19 protein-coding genes and 1 riboswitch are annotated in these 20,369 nt (G+C 71.4%); of the genes, 9 read left to right on the top strand and 10 right to left on the bottom strand.

What is annotated here, in order from left to right:
• Window positions 1–115: 115 nt before the first annotated feature.
• The 3 genes from OH809_RS31130 to OH809_RS31120 form a co-directional block, all read right to left on the bottom strand.
• The gene (locus OH809_RS31130; protein WP_037697061.1) at window positions 116–508 is read right to left on the bottom strand and encodes a DUF3040 domain-containing protein; all 393 of its coding nucleotides are present in this window, start codon (window positions 506–508) and stop codon (window positions 116–118) included.
• Window positions 509–758: 250 nt separating this feature from the next.
• On the bottom strand, window positions 759–1,538 hold the full coding sequence (locus tag OH809_RS31125) for a class I SAM-dependent methyltransferase (protein WP_406515944.1): 780 nt from the start codon (window positions 1,536–1,538) through the stop codon (window positions 759–761).
• A 102-nt stretch (window positions 1,539–1,640) separates the two neighbouring features.
• Window positions 1,641–2,195, bottom strand: a complete 555-nt coding sequence (locus tag OH809_RS31120; protein WP_406418639.1) for an SAV_6107 family HEPN domain-containing protein — start codon at window positions 2,193–2,195, stop codon at window positions 1,641–1,643.
• A gap of 165 nt (window positions 2,196–2,360) precedes the next feature.
• Here OH809_RS31120 and OH809_RS31115 point away from each other — a divergent pair, with 165 nt between their 5' ends.
• From OH809_RS31115 to OH809_RS31095, 5 genes are all read left to right on the top strand, one after another.
• On the top strand, window positions 2,361–3,170 hold the full coding sequence (locus tag OH809_RS31115; RefSeq protein WP_406418641.1) for an ATP-binding cassette domain-containing protein: 810 nt from the start codon (window positions 2,361–2,363) through the stop codon (window positions 3,168–3,170).
• Complete coding sequence (locus tag OH809_RS31110; protein WP_406418642.1) at window positions 3,142–5,229, top strand: YhgE/Pip family protein; 2,088 nt, start codon at window positions 3,142–3,144, stop codon at window positions 5,227–5,229. The genes OH809_RS31115 and OH809_RS31110 overlap by 29 nt, the downstream gene beginning before the upstream one ends.
• A 29-nt stretch (window positions 5,230–5,258) precedes the next feature.
• Entirely contained in the window at window positions 5,259–5,870 is a 612-nt protein-coding gene (locus OH809_RS31105; RefSeq protein ID WP_406418644.1) for a TetR/AcrR family transcriptional regulator, read from the top strand.
• A 355-nt stretch (window positions 5,871–6,225) separates the two neighbouring features.
• On the top strand, window positions 6,226–6,855 hold the full coding sequence (locus OH809_RS31100) for a DUF4126 domain-containing protein (RefSeq protein ID WP_406418646.1): 630 nt from the start codon (window positions 6,226–6,228) through the stop codon (window positions 6,853–6,855).
• A 92-nt stretch (window positions 6,856–6,947) separates the two neighbouring features.
• On the top strand, window positions 6,948–8,468 hold the full coding sequence (locus OH809_RS31095) for a phytoene desaturase family protein (RefSeq protein ID WP_406515943.1): 1,521 nt from the start codon (window positions 6,948–6,950) through the stop codon (window positions 8,466–8,468).
• 316 nt (window positions 8,469–8,784) lie between these two features.
• On the opposite strand, the gene OH809_RS31090 is transcribed toward OH809_RS31095, so the two are convergent.
• The 7 genes from OH809_RS31090 to OH809_RS31060 all read right to left on the bottom strand — a co-directional run bounded on the left by OH809_RS31090 (window position 8,785) and on the right by OH809_RS31060 (window position 15,749).
• Entirely contained in the window at window positions 8,785–9,714 is a 930-nt protein-coding gene (locus OH809_RS31090) for a hypothetical protein (protein WP_406515942.1), read from the bottom strand.
• A 50-nt stretch (window positions 9,715–9,764) separates the two neighbouring features.
• Window positions 9,765–10,682, bottom strand: coding sequence for a methylenetetrahydrofolate reductase [NAD(P)H] (gene metF / locus OH809_RS31085; protein ID WP_406424886.1), 918 nt, complete (start codon window positions 10,680–10,682; stop codon window positions 9,765–9,767).
• A 155-nt stretch (window positions 10,683–10,837) separates the two neighbouring features.
• Complete coding sequence (thiE, locus tag OH809_RS31080) at window positions 10,838–11,491, bottom strand: thiamine phosphate synthase (protein ID WP_406515941.1); 654 nt, start codon at window positions 11,489–11,491, stop codon at window positions 10,838–10,840.
• 127 nt (window positions 11,492–11,618) lie between these two features.
• Window positions 11,619–11,984, bottom strand: coding sequence for an Rv2175c family DNA-binding protein (locus OH809_RS31075; RefSeq protein WP_037697030.1), 366 nt, complete (start codon window positions 11,982–11,984; stop codon window positions 11,619–11,621).
• 42 nt (window positions 11,985–12,026) lie between these two features.
• Window positions 12,027–13,775, bottom strand: a complete 1,749-nt coding sequence (locus OH809_RS31070) for a peptide-N4-asparagine amidase (protein WP_406418654.1) — start codon at window positions 13,773–13,775, stop codon at window positions 12,027–12,029.
• Window positions 13,776–13,892: 117 nt separating this feature from the next.
• On the bottom strand, window positions 13,893–15,146 hold the full coding sequence (locus tag OH809_RS31065; RefSeq protein WP_406418656.1) for an NAD(P)/FAD-dependent oxidoreductase: 1,254 nt from the start codon (window positions 15,144–15,146) through the stop codon (window positions 13,893–13,895).
• A 228-nt stretch (window positions 15,147–15,374) separates the two neighbouring features.
• The gene (locus OH809_RS31060; protein ID WP_406418658.1) at window positions 15,375–15,749 is read right to left on the bottom strand and encodes a hypothetical protein; all 375 of its coding nucleotides are present in this window, start codon (window positions 15,747–15,749) and stop codon (window positions 15,375–15,377) included.
• Between the two features lie 52 nt (window positions 15,750–15,801).
• Window positions 15,802–15,914, top strand: a riboswitch (TPP riboswitch).
• On the opposite strand from OH809_RS31060, the gene thiO reads away from it, so the two are divergent.
• The 4 genes from thiO (at window position 15,912) to pknB (ending at window position 20,367) form a co-directional block, all read left to right on the top strand.
• On the top strand, window positions 15,912–17,120 hold the full coding sequence (thiO, locus tag OH809_RS31055; RefSeq protein ID WP_406418660.1) for a glycine oxidase ThiO: 1,209 nt from the start codon (window positions 15,912–15,914) through the stop codon (window positions 17,118–17,120). (Overlaps the previous riboswitch by 3 nt.)
• Entirely contained in the window at window positions 17,117–17,335 is a 219-nt protein-coding gene (gene thiS, locus OH809_RS31050; protein ID WP_406418662.1) for a sulfur carrier protein ThiS, read from the top strand. The genes thiO and thiS overlap by 4 nt, the downstream gene beginning before the upstream one ends.
• Before the next feature lie 2 nt (window positions 17,336–17,337).
• A complete protein-coding gene (locus OH809_RS31045) occupies window positions 17,338–18,132 on the top strand; it encodes a thiazole synthase (protein ID WP_406418664.1) in 795 nt (264 codons plus the stop codon).
• 324 nt (window positions 18,133–18,456) lie between these two features.
• Window positions 18,457–20,367 carry a Stk1 family PASTA domain-containing Ser/Thr kinase gene (gene pknB / locus OH809_RS31040; RefSeq protein WP_406418666.1) on the top strand — a complete coding sequence of 637 codons (1,911 nt, stop codon included), beginning with the start codon at window positions 18,457–18,459 and terminating at the stop codon, window positions 20,365–20,367.
• The last annotated feature ends 2 nt before the right edge of the window (window positions 20,368–20,369 follow it).

The raw sequence follows: 20,369 nt of genomic DNA, 5'->3' as shown, positions 1-20,369 counted from the left end.
GGCCGTCCGGCGTTTGAGGACACCCCCGTGAGCGGTCACAGCACTGGTGCGGACATGGGTGAGGGGGCGGCCGCATTTCTGCGGCCGCCCCCTCACCCATCGGTTTTCCGACGCGTTACTGGCCCTGCTCGTCGCGGCGTCGCTGCCACCGCTGCTCGATCCGGTTCATCACCGTTCGGCGTTGCTTGGGCTGTCGGCGCTCGCTCCCGCCGCCGGCTGCCTGTTGCTCGCCGGGCTTGGGCGCCTTGCGCCAACCAGTGACCGCAAGGACCGCGCAGCCCAGCATGACGAGGAATCCCACCACGCTGATCCAGATCTGCTGGGCGACCATTCCGGCCATGAGGAGCGCGATACCCACCAGGAAGCCTGCGACCGCCTGGTAGACCCGTCGTCGGGTGTACGTACGCAGCCCGCTTCCCTCGAGCGCTGTCGCGAACTTGGGATCTTCGGCGTACAGCGCTCGCTCCATCTGCTCGAGCATTCGCTGCTCGTGCTCCGAGAGCGGCACGGAGTCCTCCTCGTCGTCGGCCGCGGGGGGCGGCCGGTATGCGGCCCTTCCAGGATAGGCAGGGAATCACCCCCGTGAAACCCGCCCGCATCGCCAATCAGCCAGTCCGGGCCGCCACGACGGCTCAGCTGCTGAGGCGTAGATTCCCCAACCTCCGATCCGTCATGCCGGATGGTGTCCCCCGATCATACGTGGCGCGACCCCCGATCGGGCGTCCTGGGGCGTACTCCGTCTGCAGCTGCGTTGCTGATCAGCCGCGCTGCGGCCGCCCCTCAGCGCCCTTGGTGCCCAGAACGTGCAGCTGGGTCGCGACCGCGTGGAAGGCCGGCAGTTCCGCGACGGCGCTCTCCAGCTTGAGCAGTGCATCCATCGCACCGGGTTCGGTGTCCACCAGGACGCCCGGTACGAGGTCGGCGAAGACCCGTACACCGTGGACAGCGCCGACCTCGACGCCCGCTGCGGAGACCAGCTCGGTGAGCTGCTCCGCGGTGTACCGCCGGGGCACCGGGTCACCCTCGCCCCAGCGGCCCGCCGGGTCGGTGAGCGCCCGCCGGGCCTCGGTGAAGTGCCCGGCGAGCGCCCGGGCCAGGACGGCGCCGCCGAGGCCGGCGGCGAGCAGGCTGAGTTCGCCGGACGGGCGGAGTGCGTCGACCGCGCTCCGTACGCCCTCGGCGGGGTCGTCGACGTACTCCAGGACTCCGTGGCAGAGCACCGCGTCGTACTCACCGCGCTCGACCACCTCGAACAGACCGAGAATGTCGCCCTGGACGCCGCGGACACGGTCGGCGACCCCGGCCTCGGCGGCGCGGCGCTCCAGCGCGAAGAGCGCGTTGGGGCTGGGGTCGACGACGGTGACCTTGTGGCCGAGCCGGGCGACCGGCACCGCGAAGTTGCCGGTGCCGCCGCCGGTGTCCAGGACGTCCAGGGCGTCCCGGCCGGTCGCCTTGACCTGGCGGTCGAGGGCGTCCTTCAGGACCTCCCAGACCACGGCGGTACGGAGGGAGGCGCGGGGGCGCAGCTGGTCCGACACGGCAGATGACTCCTCGGCACGGTGCCGCCGCTGGCGGCGGAGCGTGAACAGTGCAGGTGATGCAGGTGCTGTCCACCCTATTGCCTCGGGCCACCGCCGCCGTCATCCCGCGTCGCGCCGCTCCTTCCGGGCCTGTGGGAGTGTCGGCTGGAGCACCAGCAGCCGCTCGACGAGGCGCAGGAACATGGCCGCGTCGCGCAGCAGATCGTCGGCGTCACGGCTGCTGGCCGCCCCCGGTATACCCGCTTCCGCACGGGCCCGGCGGCGGGCCCCGGAGGCGAACAGGGCGCTCCATTCGGTGAGCTCCGGGGCGATCTCCGGGAGGACCTCCCAGGCGCTGCGGATCCTTTCCCGCCGCCGCCTGGTGGTCTCGGGCCGTCCCCGTGCGGCGAGCACGGCGGCAGCAGTCCGCAGGGCCGCGAGGTGGGCGGTGGCATAGCGCTCGTTCGGCACGGTGAGCACGGCGGCCTCGTCGAGGCCGATGCGGGCCTGGGCGAGCAGATCGAGGGCTGCAGGCGGCGCCGTGGCGCGGCGCAGCACGGGGTGGACGTCGTTCGCCGGACCGCTCGATGGAGAAGACGGGGCGGGGCCGGTCGGTGAGGGGGCAGGGCCGCCTGCGCGGCGCCGAGAGGCGGCTGCTGCGGACGAGTTGGCCATGACGAACCTCCTGTCGTCGTGTGACGGCTCCATGGCCGTATGTATCCATCGTGGGGGGCACCACTGACAATCGACCCCGATCAGCCCCTGAACTGCACTTTTGCTTCGATCGCGAGTTCGGGCTATTTTTTTGCACTGACCGGTCAGTCTAAAAAAGGAGAGTCTGTGGACAGCCCGCACGGGGCAGCTGTCACCGCCGAGGACTTCGGGCTCAAAGGACCGCGCGGCTGGGCCTTCCGGAGCGTGCGGATCGACGCCGGGCCCGGCACACTGGTCGCGATCGAGGGCCCGTCCGGCTCCGGCCGCACCTGTCTGCTGCTCGCCCTCACCGGCCGGATGCGTCCCTCCGAGGGCCGTGCGGAGATCGGCGGTCTGGGCCTGCCGCGCCAGATGGCCGCCGTACGCAGGATCAGCGCCCTCGGCCCGGTCCCCGGGGTCAGCGAGCTCGACCCGGCCCTCACCGTCTCCGAGCACCTGCGCGAGCGGGCCCTCCTGCAGCGCCGCTTCGACGGCTCGCTGCGTGCCCTGCTCCGCCCGCGCGCCGAGCGCGCCGCCACGGCCCGGGCCCGGATCGACGCCGCGCTGGACGCCGCCGGACTCGACCCCACGACCCTGCCCAAGGCCGAGCGGACCTCCGTACGCGATCTGGAACGGCTGGAGGCGCTGCGGCTGTCCGTCGCCCTCGCGCTGATCGGCCACCCGCGGCTGCTCGCCGTGGACGACACCGATCTCAAGCTCTCCGACGCCGAACGCGCCGAGGCCTGGGAGATGCTGCGCTCCGTCGCCGCCGGCGGGACGACCGTGATCGCCGTCTGCAGCCAGGCCCCCGAGGACGCGATCACCGTGCGTACGGACAGCGTCGGGGCCACGGACACCACCGGCACCACCGACACCGCAGAGACCACCGACGCCCCTGCGGCGGCGGCGACCGAGGAGGGAACGGCCGATGCGATCGCCGAGACTGGCCGCGCTTGAGCTGAAGCGTTTCAGCAGGGGGAAGCTGCCCCGCGCCGCACTCGTCGCGCTCGTGCTGCTGCCCCTGCTCTACGGCGCCCTGTACCTGTGGTCCTTCTGGGACCCGTACAGCCGCCTCGACAAGATCCCCGTCGCGCTGGTCAACAACGACAAGGGCGCCACCGCGGCCGGCAAGCGCGTCGAGGCGGGTGACGAGATCACCGCCAAGCTGCTCGACTCCAAGGTCTTCGAGTGGCACGAGGTGAGCTCCGCCGAGGCCGGCCGGGGCGTCGAGGACGGTACGTACTACCTCTCGCTGACCATGCCGTCGGATTTCAGCAAGCGGATCGCGTCCAGTTCGGGTGACTCCCCCGAGACCGGTGCTCTCCAGGTCCGGACGAACGACGCCAACAACTACATCGTCGGGCAGATCTCCCGGACGGTGTTCTCCGAGGTCCGCACCGCCGCCTCCACCAACGCCTCGCGTGGCTTCCTGGACCGGATCTTCATCTCCTTCTCCGACCTCCACGACGCGACGGCCGAGGCGGCCAAGGGCGCCGACGATCTGAAGGGCGGGATCAGCAAGGCCAAGAAGGGCTCGAAGGACCTCGCGGACGGGCTGAAGGACGCCAAGGCGGGCAGCGGGCGCCTGGAGAGCGGGATCGTCAAGTTGAACAAGGGCGCGGGAGACCTCGAAACCGGCTCCCGGCAGGTCGCCGACGGCACCCAGCTCCTCGCCGACAAGGTCAACGGCGTGGCCGGCGACGTCCGCCCGTTCCTGAAGGACAACGGCAAGTCGATCGGCGACACCGCCCGGCTGGTCGCCGATTCCTCGCAGACCGTACGGGACAACCTCGACGAGCTGGTGAAGGCGGCGCCCACCGCGGCGACCGCCGCGCACAAGGCCTCCGACGATCTGGCCGACGTCTACCGCACCCGCTGCACGGAGCAGCTGCCCTCCGACCCCACCGTCTGTCCCCCGCTGAAGCGCGCCACGACCGCGGCCGCCGATGTCGCGAAGGTCGCCGACGATGTGAACGTCCTGGTGAAGGACCAGACCGGGGACCTGAAGAAGCTGCGCGGGCAGCTCACCACTCTGCAGAAGCAGGCCGACGCCCTCGCCGAGCGCTCCCCGCACCTGGACGAGGACCTGAAGTCCGCCGTCGCGAAGATCAACGCGCTCAACACCGGCGCCCACAAGGTCGCCAGCGGCGCGGACGAACTGCACACGGGTCTCGCCACGGCCAAGACCGGATCCGCCGATCTGAACACCGCCGTCGGCAGGCTGAAGACGGGCGCAACCGACCTGGACGGCGGGCTGATCCGGCTGAGCGACGGTTCCGCCACGCTCGCCCAGGGGCTGAACGACGGCGTCGGCAAGATCCCGGACTACGACAAGCAGGACCGCGACCGGCGTACCGACGTCATGGCCGATCCGGTCAAGCTCGCCTCCCAGTCGCTGCACCGGGCCGCCAACTACGGCACCGGATTCGCGCCCTACTTCATTCCGCTCTCCCTCTGGGTCGGCGCGATGGTGGCGTACATGCTGATCCAGCCGCTCAACCGGCGGGCGCTCGCCGCGGGGGCCTCCGCCTGGCGTGTTGCCTTCGCCGGGTGGCTGCCGGTGGCCGCGATCGGTCTGCTGCAGGTGGCCGCCCTGATGTCCGTACTGCACTGGGGGCTGGGGCTGCAGATGGCCCATGCCGCCGGGACGATCGGCTTCCTCGCCCTGGTGACCTGCTGCTTCGGTGCGATCGTGCAGTGGCTGAACGCCCGGTTCGGTGCGGCGGGACGGATCCTCGTACTCGCGGTGCTGATGCTGCAGCTGACCTCGGCCGGGGGCACGTACCCCGTCCAGACCAGCCCGGGCTTCTTCGGTGCGATCCACCCGTACCTGCCGATGAGTTACATCGTCGAGAGCCTGCGCCGGCTGATCACGGGCGGCGGGCTGGGTCCGGTCTGGCAGGACTGCGCGGTGCTGCTGGCGTTCACTGCGGGGGCGCTGGCTCTGACCGCGGTATCCGCCCGGCGCAAGCAGGTGTGGACGCTGGACCGGCTGCATCCGGAGCTGAGCCTGTGAGCGCGCCCGGACCTGTGAGAATCGAGCGCATGGAAAGCAGTAGCAGCACGCGCCGCCAGGCCACCCGGCAGAAGCTCTACGAGGCGGCCGTCACTCTCATCGCCGAGAAGGGCTTCTCGGCGACCACGGTCGACGAGATCGCCGAGCGCGCCGGGGTCGCCAAGGGCACGGTCTACTACAACTTCAAGAGCAAGACCGAGCTCTTCGAGGAGCTGCTGCGGCACGGCGTCGGGCTGCTGACCGCTTCGCTGCGGTCCGCGGCCGAGGAGACGGCGGAACGCGGCGGTACCCGGGTCGAGGCCCTGGACGCGATGATCAGGGCCGGTCTGGCCTTCATCGACCGCTATCCGGCGTTCACCCAGCTGTACGTCGCCGAGTTGTGGCGCACCAATCGCGCCTGGCAGGCGACCCTCCTGGTGGTACGTCAGGAGGCGGTCGCCGTGGTCGAGGACGTGCTGCGCGAGGGCGTCGGCAACGGTGAGCTCAGCCAGGAGATCGACATCCCGCTGACGGCGGCCGCGCTGGTCGGCATGGTCCTGGTGGCGGCCCTGGACTGGAAGGCGTTCCAGCCGGAGCGGCCCATGGACGATGTGCACTCGGCGCTGTCGCTGCTGCTGCACGGCCGGGTCAGCGGGCACTGACACACCCTCTCCGGGGCGACGTCCGCGCACGCGGAAGCGCCGGTCGGGCAAGGCTCGATCCCTCCGAGCCTCGCCCGACCGGCGTTTCCTGCTCTGCCGAAGAGCCTTCCCCCGTGGTCCGCGGCCCTCCGTTGCGCACCCCCGTGCACCCCCGTTCCGGAAGGAGTGCGGCACCCGTTCCGCCGCCCCGTGTCGGCGGTACCGGCGCTGCGCCCCTTCCGTGCTCCCCACTCTTCCCTCTGCGCAGGTGGGAGCCCATCCGCGTACCTACTCATCTCGCCGACTAGGTACGGATACTCAGAGCTGCGCACCGGACCCCAGCCGGAGCGGCACGCTCCTGGTTACGATCGCGTCCGTGTCCGTACTCCCCCTGGTGTTCACAAGTGGCTGGGCGAGCGGGATCAACGCCTATGCGGTGGTCCTGTTGCTCGGCATCTTCGGCGCGACCGGAGTCAGCGACGAGGTGCCCGCGTCGCTGCAGCGCACCGATGTGCTCGTGGTGGCCGCCGTGCTCTTCCTGTGCGAGACGGTCGCGGACAGGATCCCGTACGTGGACTCGGTCTGGGACTCGGTGCACACCGTCGTCAGGCCGGTCGCCGGGGCTGTCGTGGCGGCGCTGCTGGCCGGAGAGAGCGGTTCGCTGCCGGAGCTCGCGGCCGGGGCCGTCGGCGGTTCCACGGCGCTGATGAGCCATCTGGTGAAGGCGGGCACCAGGATGGCGCTGAACACCTCCCCCGAGCCGTTCAGCAATATCGCGGTGAGCACGGCCGAGGACCTCGGCGTCGCCGGGATCATCACGTTCGCGATATTCCATCCACTGGCGGCGGCGGTCATCGCCGCGACCCTGCTCTTCCTCGGCCTGGTGATACTGATCTTCCTGGCCTCCCGCATCCGCCGGTTCCTGCGCCGCAGAGCGCAGCGGCGGGAGGAGAAACACCTGGCCGGGACGGGTTCGGAGCCTCGTTCGCACTGGCCTTCCGGCTGAGACCGACCGGCAGATGGGGGGTGGCCCCGCGACGCCGCCCCCCATGTGCCGGTCGGTCCGAGCTGTCGGTGCCGGCCGCTAAGGTCACTGACATGGCACGTATTGCGGTGATCGGCGCCGGGATGGGCGCGATGGCGGCGGCCGCCCGGCTGGCCGTGGCGGGCAACCGGGTGACGGTGTACGAGCGGTCGAAGACGTTCGGTGGCTCGGTCGGCCGGTATGCCCGCGACGGCTTCGCGTTCGACACCGGCCCCTCGCTGCTGCATCTGCCCGCCGTCTACCGCGACCTGTTCGTGAAGACCGGCAAGGAGCCGCTGGAGCGGTGCGTCACGATGACGCAGGTCGATCCGGCGAGCCGCCATCTCTTCGCCGACGGCACGGCGGTCTCGCTGCCGAACGCCTCGCGCGCCGGGGTGGTCGCCGCCCTGGACAGTGCGCTGGGGGCCGGTGCGGGCGGCAGCTGGGGCGGGTTCCTGGACCGGGCCCGCGATGCCTGGGACCGGTCCCGGCGGCCGCTGCTCGAGGAGCCGTTGCGCCCCGACTGGGAGGTGCTGGGCCGCGATCCGTACCCGGCACTCCGGCAGCGCCGACTGCTGCGCTCGCCCCGCCTGGCGGGCACGGTCGCGGAGGTCGGCGCCTGGGAGCTGACGGACCCCCGGCTGGCCGCTCTCCTCGACGGATACGCGTTGTCGTACGGCCTCGATCCGCAGCGCGCACCGGCGAGCGCGGCCCTTCTGCCGTACATGGAGGAGACGTTCGGCAGCTGGTACGTGACGGGCGGAATCCGGGCGCTGGCGCAGGCGGTGCACGAGCGGTGCCTGGCCCGGAAGGTGGAGTTCATCTTCGGCGCCGAGGTGGCCCGGGTCGTGGAGAGGGACGGCCGGGCAGCGGGCGTCGAGCTCGCCGCGGGCACGGTCGCGGAGGCCGACCATGTGGTGCTGGGGGCCTGGCCGCACCCGGGTCTGGTGCCGGGTCAAAGGCTCTGGCAGAGCGGTGATGTGACGGCTCAGCCACGACCGGGCAGCGGGACGGCGGTGCCGGGCCGGTTCGAGGTCCTGCTGTCGCTGCGCGGCGCCCGGCCCTCGGACGCGGTGCACCGGACGGTGGTGCACGGCGCGGACGGCGCGGCAGAGTGCGAGGCGGTGTTCGGCGGCCGGCTCGCCGCAGTTCCCACGGTGACGGTGATCCGCCCCGACGACCCCACGACCCGCCCCGACGACGCGCACGAGGCCGTGACGCTCACGGCGACGGTCGCCCCGCACGGCGCGGTGGACTGGACGGACGGTGCGCTGCGCGAGCGGTACGCCGCCACGCTGATCGAGGCGGCCGGCGCAGCCGTTCCCGGGATACGGGAGCGGGTGCTCCACGCCGAGGTGCGGACGCCCGTCGAGAGCGCGGCCGACACCGGCGCCGAGGGCGGCTCGGTGCCCGCGCCCGCGCTGGCCGGGGCCGGGGGCGCGTATCTGCATCCGGGCAACCGCACCCGGTTGCCCGGGCTCTACCTCGCGGGCGGCTGGTCGCACCCGGGCGGCGGGCTCGCGCACGCCGGGATGTCGGGGGCGCTCGTCGCCGGGCTCATCGTGGAGGGGGACGGCTTCGGCGGCTCCCGGTGAGAGGCTGTCGGGCAACCTTCGATCGGGAAGCGGGCGGGGCCTGGTGCGTGCGATCGCAAGGCGCCGGAAGGTCCTCGGACGGGGCCTCCCCTGCTCGAACGAAGCTGGTAGCTCGGGGAAGGAGCTACCAGGACGTTTCGGCAACGCTGCGAGGGTGCGTGCCAGGGCACGACCGCCCGATCAGAGGTAGCCCGACAGCCTCTGAGGGGCCCGGTGACCCTGAGGGGGCGGATGCCGGGCACGTCCGGTCGCCGCTCCGTCCTCCAGCAGCCGACGGGCTCGGCCTTCGCCCGGCGGCACGGCGCGGCCCGCCCCGTCAGTAGCGGTACTGGTCGTTGTAGCCGGTGTCGTAGCCGTTCGGGGACGGCGCGGGCTGTGCGGGCTGCTCCGGTGGCAGCGGCGGCAGCGGCGGCAGCGGCGGCGGCTGCTCGCCCTCGCGCTGCTGCGGCACCCAGACGCCGCCCGGCGGCGTCTCGGAGGCGTACTGCTGGGCGTAGGGGTCTGCCGTGAACTGCTGCTGACCGCCGTAGCTGTCCTGGCTCGCGTACGGGTCCTGCGCCCCGTACTGCGGGGAGCCGGTGGTGGTGCCGATGTACGGGTCGGAGTACGCGGCGTACTGCTGCCGGCCCGTGCCGTAGTCGTACTGTCCGGCGTAGGAGTCCTGGCTCGCGTACGTGCCCTGCCCGTCGTAGCTGTCCTGGCCGGCATACGCGTCCTGGGCGGGCGCGGTGTAGTCCAGGTACGGGTCGTAGGAGGCGTACTGGGGCTGCGACTGCTGCGCGGGCTGGGGGTCGGTGTAGATGCCGTACTGCCCGGTGTCGTCGGGCAGCGGCTCCGGCTCGTAGACCGCGGCCCCGCTCGCGGGAGCGGGGCCGCTCGCCTCGTCCTGGTCCGAGCGGTCGTACGCCATCTCCAGGTCCGACACCTCCAGCGTGGGCTCCCGGTGGGTGTCCCGGTCGCCCCCCGACCGGCGGCGACGGCTCTCGCCCGGCCTGCCTCCTATGGCCCAGCCGGTCGAGAAGCCGCGCCGGAACGAGAGCGTGACGTACGTCTGGCCGGTGGCGAACGCGATCGTGCCGACGGCGATGACGAACACGGACGGCATCAGTACGCCGACGACCACACAGGTGAAACCGCCGAAGGCGAGCAGGCGCCAGCGAAGGCGCGCCTTGTACTGCAGCAGCACCTCGCCGAGCAGCCACAACGCCACGATGCCGAACGCGATGTAGAGGACCGTCCAGCCCATGCCCGCCCCCTTCTACGGCCACCGCCCCGGGTCGTGGCGGGTACGGCCGGTCACGACTGCTTGTGCAGTCCGAGATTCTCGTAGATTTCGAGCGTCGCCGTCGAGTTGTTGAGCGTGATGAAGTGCATTCCGGGCACACCCTCGGAGCGCAGTCTCGCGCAGAACTCCGTCGCGAACTCAATGCCAATGGAGCGTACAGCGGCGGGATCGTCCTTGACGGCGAGGATGCGTTCTTTCAGCGACGACGGCAGCGACGCGTTGCTGAGCTGCGGAAACCGCTCCAACTGCTTGACGCTGGTGAGCGGCATGACCTCGGGGATGATCGGCGTGTCGCAACCCGCAGCAACCACTCGGTCACGCATACGCACATAGTCGTCCGGATTGAAGAACATCTGCGTGATCGCGTAGTCGGCGCCGGCGCGGCACTTGTCCACGAAATGCTGGATGTCGGTGTCCCAGTCGGTCGAGCGCGGGTGCATCTCGGGAAATGCGGCGACGCCGACACAGAAATCGCCGGATTCCTTGATGAGCCGAACGAGATCGGCCGCGTACCGCACACCCTGCGGGTGCTCGACCCACTCGCCCATCGGGTCGCCCGGCGGGTCGCCGCGCACGGCGAGGATGTTCCTGATTCCGGCGTCCGCGTACTGCCCGATCATGTTGCGGAGTTCGGCGACGGAGTGGTCGACGGCGGTCAGATGGGCGACCGGGGTGAGCGTGGAATCGGCAGCGATCTGCTGGGTGGCCCGCACCGTTCCGGCCCGGGTGGAGCCGCCGGCGCCGTATGTCACGGAGACGAAGCTCGGCCCCACTGCCTCGACACGGCGCAGGGCATTCCAGAGATTCCGCTCGCCCTTCTCGGTTTTGGGTGCCCAGAACTCGAACGAATACGACGTCTCGCCGGTCGCGAGAAGCTCACGCACGGTGCGTGCGTGATCTGTCCTGGTAGAAGGAGTGCCAAGGGCCATACTGAAGGTTAACCAGGGCTCGAGGCCGCCCCGACCAGACCAGCGGCAATTGCCCGAATTGACCGGTGGTTTGTCCACCCCTCGGACACTCTTCGCGCAGCCTCCGGGCGGACCCGGTCGTTCGTGGATGCCCTGCGACATTCCTGATGTGCTTGTCAGACGTCGGCGCGCGCCCTGATCCGCTTCGCGAGCCCGGCGGCGGCCGCAGCCGGGTCGTCGGCCTCGGTGATGGCCCGTACGACCACGACCCTGCGCGCCCCCGCGTCCAGCACCTCGTCGAGGTTGTCCGTGTCGATCCCGCCGATGGCGAACCACGGGCGCGCCCCGCCGAGCGAGGCGGCGTACCGCACGAGGTCGAGGCCCGGGGCGTGCCGGCCGGGCTTGGTCGGGGTGGGCCAGCAGGGTCCGGTGCAGAAGTAGTCCACGCCGGGCTCGGCGACGGCCGCGTCGACCTCGGACTCGGCGTGTGTGGAGCGGCCGATCACCACGTCCCCGCCGACGATGGCCCGGGCGGCGGGCACGGGCAGGTCCCCCTGGCCGAGGTGGAGCACATCGGAGCCGATGGCATGGGCGACATCGGCCCGGTCGTTCACCGCGAGGAGCGTGCCGTGGCGCCTGCAGGCGTCGGCGAAGACAGCGAGGTGTTCGAGCTCCTCGGCCGCTTCCATGCCCTTGTCGCGCAGCTGGACGATGTCGACTCCGGAGGAGAGCACGGCGTCGAGGAACTCGGGGAGGTCACCCTCGCGCCTGCGGGCGTCCGTGCACAGATAGAGCCGGGCGTCGGACAGCAGCGCGCGAGGCGTGGGCATGGTGCGGTCCCCCTTGGGACGGAGCGGTACGGCGGGTGGTTGCGGAGCGGTACGGCGGGGCGGCTCGATACGGCGGTACGGGCCGTGCAGAGGCGCACGGCCCGTACCCCGCGTACGGCCGTCCCGGTCAGACGGCGAGCGCCTGGGCGCGGCGCTTCACCTCCGTGCCGCGATTCTCGCTCAGCGCCTGTGCGGGGGTACCCGGCAGGGTCGGGTCAGGGGTGAAGAGCCATTCCAACATCTCTTCGTCGGAGTAGCCGTCGTCCCTCAGGAGCGTCAGGGTGCCGGAGAGGCCCTTGACCACCTTGTTGCCGTCGATGAAGGCAGCAGGCACCTGGAGCGCCCGGTTCTCACCACGTCGTACGGCGATGAGCTGGCCTTCCTTGACCAGCTGCCGCACACGCGTCACCTCGACATCGAACATTTCTGCGATGTCGGGGAGGTGGAGCCAGGCAGGGACGAGAGCATCGATCTTTGCGTCAATCTCGGTCACAGGACAAGCCTGCCATCCCGCACTGACAGCCGATACCCGGACTCATCCCTTCAGGGCCTCGCGAACCACGTCCGCGACGCGGCAACCGGACTGCTGGTCGCTGGTGATCCAGCCATGGGCGGACTCCAGGACACGCGAGTAGCAGGCTCCGGTGTCGGTGGTGCCCCGGTACTTCTCGGCCGAGGCTCCGTCCGCGGCGGTGACCACGCCGCCCGTGCGGGCGAGGTTGCCGGTCGAGTCCACGGTGTCGTCCGTGACGGCGTCCGTGCGCCACGTACGCGCGGAGCCCGTCCGGGAGGTGTCGATCAGCACACGGCGCTGGGTGACGGCGGCCCTCAGGTCGTAGTTGTTGTAGTCGCCGTAGACCGGGATGTCCATGTCGACGTCGATGGGGTAGGACCAGGCGTGCCGCTGTGCGCTGGTACGCCCGCCCGTCGTGGTCGTCACCGTGGTGGCGCCGTGGTCGCGCTGGTGCATCGTCTGCTGCTGCCCGGTCCTGGAGACCGTGTCCGTGTTGGTGTACGCGAATTCCTGCTCGACGGTGGTGGTGACCCGGCCCTTCGAGGTCTCGACATAGCCCGAGATCTTCCAGGAGCGGCCGGTCGACACGGAGACGTCCGTGGAGCCGTCCTTGCCCGGGGTCTGGACGGTCTTCACGACCGGGGTGTGGCTGAGCGTGTTGGTGGTCACCTTGCCGCTCGTGCGGGACGCGTGCGCGTCCGTGTCGAGGAAGAGCGAACCGTCGACGGTCCAGCCGTCGGCCGCACCGTACGGGGTGATGCTGATGGCGTGCGGCTTGCCGTCGGCCAGCAGACCCGCGAAGGGGGTGAGGTCGATGTCGTACGCCTCGGTCTTGAACTGGTCGATGGCCGGGATCGGGCGCCACAGGGTCGGCACGATGCCGCCGGAGTACACCACGGGGTACGGCTGGGCGAGACCGGCGGGCTGTCCGTCCACCGCGACCTGCACCTCACGGTAGGGGCCGCCGCCGCAGAGGTAGTCCGGAGCGGTTTCCGCCAGGTCGCTGGGGACCGCGTCGAACCACTGCTCGTCGCAGCCGCCCCCACGTGCGTAGACCTCCAGGCGCGCGCGGGTCAGATTGCGCGGGAAGGTGACCTCGGTGCGGGTGGAGCCGCCCTTGCCGACGTTCATCCAGGGGGCGCCGGTGGAGCCGGTGTTACCGAGCGGGACGATGCGGTCGGCCGTGGTGGCGGCCGGGTGACGCTTGTCGGCCTGGTAGTACGTGATCTTCAGGTTGATCTTGTACACGCCGGTGTACGTGTCGTTGACGACATTGCCCAGTTCGAGCTGGAGCTTCTGCGGGTCCTTGAGGAGCGGCGCGAAGTCGGTGATGTCCTTGGCGACGTGCCAGCTGATGCCGTCGTCGTCGGGCTCGGCGGTGCTGGTGCGGAAGACCTCCGCGCCACCGATGAAGACCGCGGCGAGGCGGTCGTACTGACGCCCCTTCACGCTGCCCGACCAGTCGAGGACGACCTTGTTCCACGGACCCTTGCACGTCTCGGGCGGGGTGAGCGTGGTGGTGTACGGCGGTCCGCCGAGGGTGTAGCCGAAGTCGTGGTCGACGGCCGTCACCGAGCAGTGCTTGGTGTCCGGGCGGGAAACCGGCGGCAGCGCGTCGATCGGGTCCTGGTAGTCGACAGCCGGGTTGGAACCGGGCTGGGGAGCGGTGCCCGCGTACGCCGGGGCGGCGAGTGCGCCTCCGACGAGGGCGATCGACGCCGAGGCCATGGAGATTCCGCGCAGCGCGCGGGCCCATCTGTGTCGAAACATGCGCATCCTTTGAAGAGATATGAAATGAGCACTCTAAAAGATGCACAGTGCACTAACTTTTATCCCCGCCCAAGGGGTTGTCCACATAGCGGACGTCAACGTTCGTTGCCCGTACGCCTACTGACGAGTCGCCGACTTCAGCGGTACGGACGGGTCACCGGCCCGCTCCGGATCGAGCCGCACCCCCGCCTCGATGAGCTTGCGCCCCTGCGCCAGATCGCGCGGCCGGCCCACGGCGAGGACCGCGACCAGGACGCCGTCGCGCAGCCAGCACACCGACCAGGCGGGGTTGGCGGGATCGCCGCGCCACAGCAGGGTGTCGGCGCTCCCGTGGTGACCCGCGTACTGCACGAACCGGTCGAACTGCTCGGACCAGAAGTACGGCACGGGGTCGTACGTCAGCGGCGCGGGGTCACCGTCGGCAGCGGCGCCGATGATGTTGGCGGCGGCGGTCCGCGGGCCCTGGAGGGCGTTGTCCCAGTGGTGGACGAGAAGGCGTTCGCCGTACCGGGCGGAGGGGAACGAGGCGCAGTCACCGACCGCGTACACATCGGGGAGCGAGGCGTGCAGCGCCCCGTCGGCGGTCACCGATCCGTCGGGGCCGAGCGCGATGCCGGAGCCGGCCAGCCAGCCGGTGGCGGGCCGTGCGCCGATTCCGACGACGACCGCTCCGGCCGGGATCGTGCGGCCGTCCGCGAGGATCACCCGGCCGGGTTCGATGCGGGCGACCCGGGCTCCGGTGAGGAGTTCGGCGCCGCTCTCGGCGTACCAGGCGGTCATCGGGGCGGCGACCTCGGCGGGCATGGCGCCCGCGAGGGGCCGGTCGGCGGCCTCGACGACGGTGACCTCGCAGCCCGCGGCGCGGGCCGCGGTGGCGAACTCGGCGCCGATCCAGCCCGCGCCGACGACCACGACGCCGTGCTGCTCGTCGAGGACGGGGCGCAGCCGCGCCGCGTCGTCGAGGGTGCGCAGCAGATGGACGCCGGGAACGCCCTCGGCGCCGGGCAGGACGACCGGTTCGGCGCCGGTCGCGATCACCAGCACGTCGTAGGGCACGGGTCCCGACGGGGTGTCCAGCTCATGCGCGCCGGGGCGCACACCGGTGACTTCGCGGCCCAGTTGCAGATCGATGTCCAGTGCATCGAAATCGACGTCGAAGGCGGAGTCCTCGGCCTTGCCGAGCAGCACCCCTTTGGACAGCGGCGGCCGGTCGTAGGGCTGGTGGGGTTCGGCGCCGATCAGGGTGACCGGGCCGGTGAAGCCCTGTTCCCGCAGGGCCACCGCGGTCTGCACACCGGCCATGCCCGCACCGACGATGACGATACGGCGCTCGGTCCGCCGGTCCGGCTGCTCAGTCTGCTGCTCGCTCACCTGTCCACCCTAGACCGACCGGCGATTGAGGGGGGCGGCGTCACGGGGCTGGGGCACGCACCTCGCGGCGTTGTCGTCCATCACCATGTTCCCTAAGCTCTCGGCTTCGCTCGAGCAGGGGAGGCCCCATTCGCCATGGCTCAATCCTCCGCCTTGCGATGCACGCACCCCAGCCCCTGCTTCACCCACCCCCCAATTGCCGGTCGGCCTTAAACACCTGACGGTCCGTCAGCTAGACAGTTCCTCGACCACGCTCGTCCCGCTGCCCTCCTGCGACTCCCACTCCCACCGCTCGTCCAGCCGTACGCGGCCGTCCGCGAGGTCGACGACGGTGGAGAGGCAGTGTCCGGAGGATGTCGTTCCGTCCTGCTTCAACTGGACGGAGGGGGCACCTCCCATGCCTTTGAGGCCATGGGGGAGGAAGTCGAGTCGATCGGCGGTCCTGGTGCCGACGAGATGGCCCCGGACCACGTCGCCGCCCGCGTACTCGGCCCAGATCCGGCCGTCCTCCTCGTGGTACGTGAAGCGGGTACGGGTGCCGACCTGGCCCGGCGCCTGGTCGGCGACCGGCGAGAGGACGAGTCCGTCGAGCGAACGGGCCACGATGGCTGCTCCCTTACAGGGGCCGGGGGGACGGGGTCTAGGGTGGCCACCGTAAGACACTCGCGGGAGCCCGGACGCACCGGGCTGAGAGGGAGGCTGAGCGGCCTCCGACCGTACGAACCTGATCCGGGTCATGCCGGCGAAGGGAGGGGCTGGACGCCCATGCGTTCTTCCGGGAACACATCCGTATGCGCACAAGGATCCGACGTCCTCGTCATCGGGGGCGGGATCATCGGTCTGGTGACCGCCTGGCGGGCTGCGCAGCGCGGTCTGCGCACCGCGGTCGTCGACCCCGAACCGGGCGGCGGGGCCGCCCAGGTCGCGGCCGGGATGCTCGCCGCCGTCACCGAACTCCACTACGGCGAGCAGATGCTGCTCGGCCTCAATGTCGCGTCCGCCGCGCGCTACCCGGCCTTCGCGGCCGAACTGGAGGCGGCGAGCGGCCAGGACATCGGCTTCCGCGCCTGCGGCACCCTGGCGGTCGCCCTGGACTCCGACGACCGCGCCCATCTGCGGGAGCTGCATCTGCTGCAGCAGCGTTCGGGGTTGGAGTCGGAGTGGCTCACCGGCCGTGAGTGCCGCCGGCTGGAGCCCATGCTGGCGCCGGGCGTGCGCGGCGGTCTGCGGGTCGACGGCGACCACCAGGTCGATCCCCGCCGACTGGCCGCCGCTCTGCTGACGGCCTGCGAACGGGCCGGGGTGGTCTTCCACCGCGACTGGGTGGAACGCCTCAGGGTGGCACGGGACCGGGCCGCCGGAGCCGTACTCGCGGCCGGTACGGAGCTGGCCGCCGACCAGGTCGTACTCGCCGCGGGCAGCCTCAGCGGGCGGCTCGCCGGGCTGCCGGACGAGGTCGTTCCCCCGGTGCGGCCCGTGAAGGGACAGGTGCTCCGGCTGACCGTGCCCGCCGCTTACGCACCGTTCCTCACCCGCACCGTGCGGGCCGTGGTCCGGGGCAGCCACGTCTATCTCGTCCCGCGCGAGAACGGCGAGCTCGTCGTCGGCGCGACCAGCGAGGAGATGGGCTGGGACACCACCGTCACGGCGGGCGGGGTGTACGAGCTGCTGCGCGACGCCCACGAGCTGGTGCCCGGCATCACCGAACTGCCGCTCACCGAGACCCGGGCCGGCCTTCGCCCCGCCTCCCCCGACAACGCCCCGCTGCTCGGCCCCACCACCCTGCCAGGCCTCCACCTCGCCACCGGCCACCACCGCAACGGCGTGCTGCTCACCCCCGTCACCGGTGACGCCATGGCCGAGCTGCTGACCACCGGCGAGCTGCCCCCCGTGGCCCACCCCTTCGCCCCGGAACGATTCGCACCCGCCCCCGTACCGCCCTCCGCCTCCGTACGTCAGGAGCAGCCCGCATGACCGACTCCCTTCCGCTCACCGTCTCCGTGAACGGCGATCCTCGTCCGATCGCCGCGGGCACCACCCTGGAGACCCTTGTGGCGACTCTGACGGCGGCGCCCTCCGGGGTCGCCGCGGCCCTCAACGAGACCGTCGTCCCGCGCAGCCGCTGGTCGGCCGCCGCCCTCGCCGACGGCGACCGGATCGAAGTCCTCACCGCGGTCCAGGGAGGCTGACCATGTCCGACGATCTCTTCACCCTCGGCGGCACCACGTTCGGCTCCCGGCTGATCATGGGAACGGGAGGGGCGCCCAGCCTCGACGTGCTCGAACGCTCCCTGACAGCGTCCGGCACCGAGCTGACCACCGTCGCGATGCGCCGCCTCGACCCGACCGTGCAGGGCTCGGTCCTCTCCGTCCTCGAACGCCTCTCGATCCGCGTCCTGCCGAACACGGCGGGCTGCTTCACCGCGGGCGAGGCCGTGCTGACCGCCCGGCTGGCCCGCGAGGCGCTGAGCACCGACTGGATCAAGCTGGAGGTCGTGGCCGACGAGCGGACTCTGCTGCCCGACCCGGTCGAGCTGCTGGACGCCGCGGAGATCCTCGTGGACGACGGGTTCACCGTCCTGCCGTACACCAGCGACGACCCGGTGCTCGCCCGGAAACTGGAGGACGTGGGATGCGCGGCGATCATGCCGCTCGGCTCCCCCATCGGCTCCGGGCTGGGCATCCGCAATCCGCACAACTTCCAGCTGATCGTCGAGCAGGCCCGGGTGCCGGTCATTCTCGACGCGGGCGCCGGGACCGCATCGGACGCGGCCCTCGCGATGGAGCTGGGGTGCGCGGCGGTGATGCTGGCGTCGGCGGTGACCCGGGCGCAGGAGCCCGAGCTGATGGCGGCGGCGATGCGGCACGCGGTGGACGGCGGGCGGCTGGCGTACCGCGCGGGCCGGATCCCGCGGCGCCACTTCGCCGAGGCCTCCTCACCGGTGGAGGGCCGGGCGGTGCTGGACCCGGAGCGGCCGGCGTTCTGAGCGCGCGTCCCCGGGTCCGTACGCTGCTGAGACCGACCGGCAATGGGGGGGGTGGGTGAAGGAGCGGGGCTGGGGTGCGTGCATCGCAAGGCGGAGGATTGAGCCATGGCGAATGGGGCCTCCCCTGCTCGAGCGAAGCCGAGAGCTTAGGGAACATGGTGATGGACGACAACACCGCGAGGTACGCGCCCCAGCCCCGTGACGCCGCCCCCCAATCGCCGGTCGGTCTGAAGTGCATGTCCCTGTCACGGCTCGGCTGCAGTACGGCCCCGGGATCGCCCCGGCCCGTCGGTCGTGTCCGCGGTGGCTCGTAGACTCGCTTGCGTGGATACGACCCTCCAGGACCCTCTTGTCGGGCAGCTGCTCGACGGCCGCTACCGCGTCGATGCCCGCATCGCCGTGGGCGGCATGGCCACGGTCTACCGGGCCGTGGACACCCGGCTCGACCGGGTGCTCGCCCTCAAGGTGATGCACCCGGCGCTCGCCACGGACGCCTCGTTCGTCGAGCGCTTCATCCGCGAGGCCAAGTCGGTGGCCAGGCTCGCCCACGCCAATGTGGTCGCGGTCTTCGACCAGGGTGCCCAGGGGGCGTACGTCTACCTGGCGATGGAGTACGTCGCGGGCTGCACGCTGCGCGACGTCCTGCGTGAGCGCGGCGCCCTGCAGCCGCGGGCCGCCCTGGACATCCTGGAGCCGGTCCTCGCCGCACTCGGTGCCGCGCACCGGGCGGGGTTCGTGCACCGCGACATGAAGCCGGAGAACGTCCTGATAGGGGACGACGGCCGGGTGAAGGTCGCGGATTTCGGTCTCGTACGGGCTGTGGGCGCCGTCACGAACACCACCGGATCCGTCCTGGGCACCGTCTCCTACCTCGCCCCCGAGCAGATCGAGCACGGCACGGCGGACACCCGCGCCGATGTGTACGCCTGCGGTGTCGTGCTGTACGAGATGCTGACGGGCGCCAAGCCGCACACCGGCGACTCCCCCGCCCAGGTCATCTACCAGCACCTCAACGAGGACGTCCCGGCCCCCTCGGCCGTCGTCCCCGGGCTCGCGGTCGAGCTGGACCACCTGGTCGCGAGCGCCACCGCCCGTAACCCCGAGGTCCGCCCGTTCGACGCGGTGGCCCTGCTGGCCGAGGCCCGCACCGCGCGCGCCGCGCTCACCGACGAACAACTGGACGCCGTACCACCGCAGGCCCTCGCCGAGGTGCACGACGTCGCCGAGGACCGCACGAGTGTGATCCCCCGGGTGCTCCCGGACGGTCAGGGCACCGCCCATCACACCAGTCGGCTGGAGATGCCCCCGCCGCTGCCGCCCGAGCAGGACCGGCAGGCCCGACGCGGGCCGCGGCGCGGAATGCTTGCCGCGATCGTCGCCGCGCTGCTGGTGCTCGGGGCCGGTGCCGGTGTCTGGTACATCAACTCGGGACAGTTCACCCGGGTCCCCTCCCTGCTCGGCCAGACCGAGAAGGCGGCCGGGCAGCGGCTCTCGGACTCCGGGCTGGAGCTGAAGAGCGTCAACCGGGCCTACAGCGACAGCGTCGAGCGCGGCAGGGTCATCGCCAGCGATCCGAAGTCCGGCGCCCGGATCCGGGGCAACGGTTCGGTGACGATCACCGTGTCGCGCGGCCCGGAGATCGTGAAGGTGCCCGCCGTCGAGGGCATCGCGCTGGCCGAGGCCAGGCAGACGCTGAAGAAGAGCGGGCTGGTGCCCGGCATGGTCACCAAGGAGTTCAGCGGGGAGTTCGACCGGGGCGACGTGATCCGTACGGATCCCGGAGCGGGCGCCGAGCGCCACCCCGACTCCGCGGTCGCCCTGGTCGTCAGCAAGGGCAGCCCGGTCGACGTCCCCGATGTCACCGGACTGTCGGTCCAGGACGCCACCGCCGCGCTGGACGATGAAGGGCTGAAGGCCGAGGTACTGCCCGGCCGCGTCAACTCTCCCGAGGTCGAGGGCGACATCGCGCACCAGTCCCCGGGCCAGGGTGCCCAGGTCGCCGAGGGCGACACCATCACGCTCACGGTCTCCAAGGGCCCGCGGATGATCGACGTACCGGACGTCACCGGCAAGGACGCCGACGAGGCGACGAGGCTGCTGAAGGACGCGGGCTTCGAGGTCAAGGTCGACCGCCCGTTCCTCTCCTTCAGCGACAAGATCGCCAGTCAGTCCGTGGACGGCGGCGAACAGGCCCCCGAGGGCAGCACCATCACCATCAAGACCAAGGGGCTCTAGAT

The sequence above is a fragment of the Streptomyces sp. NBC_00873 genome, from assembly GCF_045207415.1.
Classification (GTDB): domain Bacteria; phylum Actinomycetota; class Actinomycetes; order Streptomycetales; family Streptomycetaceae; genus Streptomyces.
Note: the sequence above shows the minus strand (reverse complement) of the source record. Positions and strands in the feature narration are given on the sequence as shown.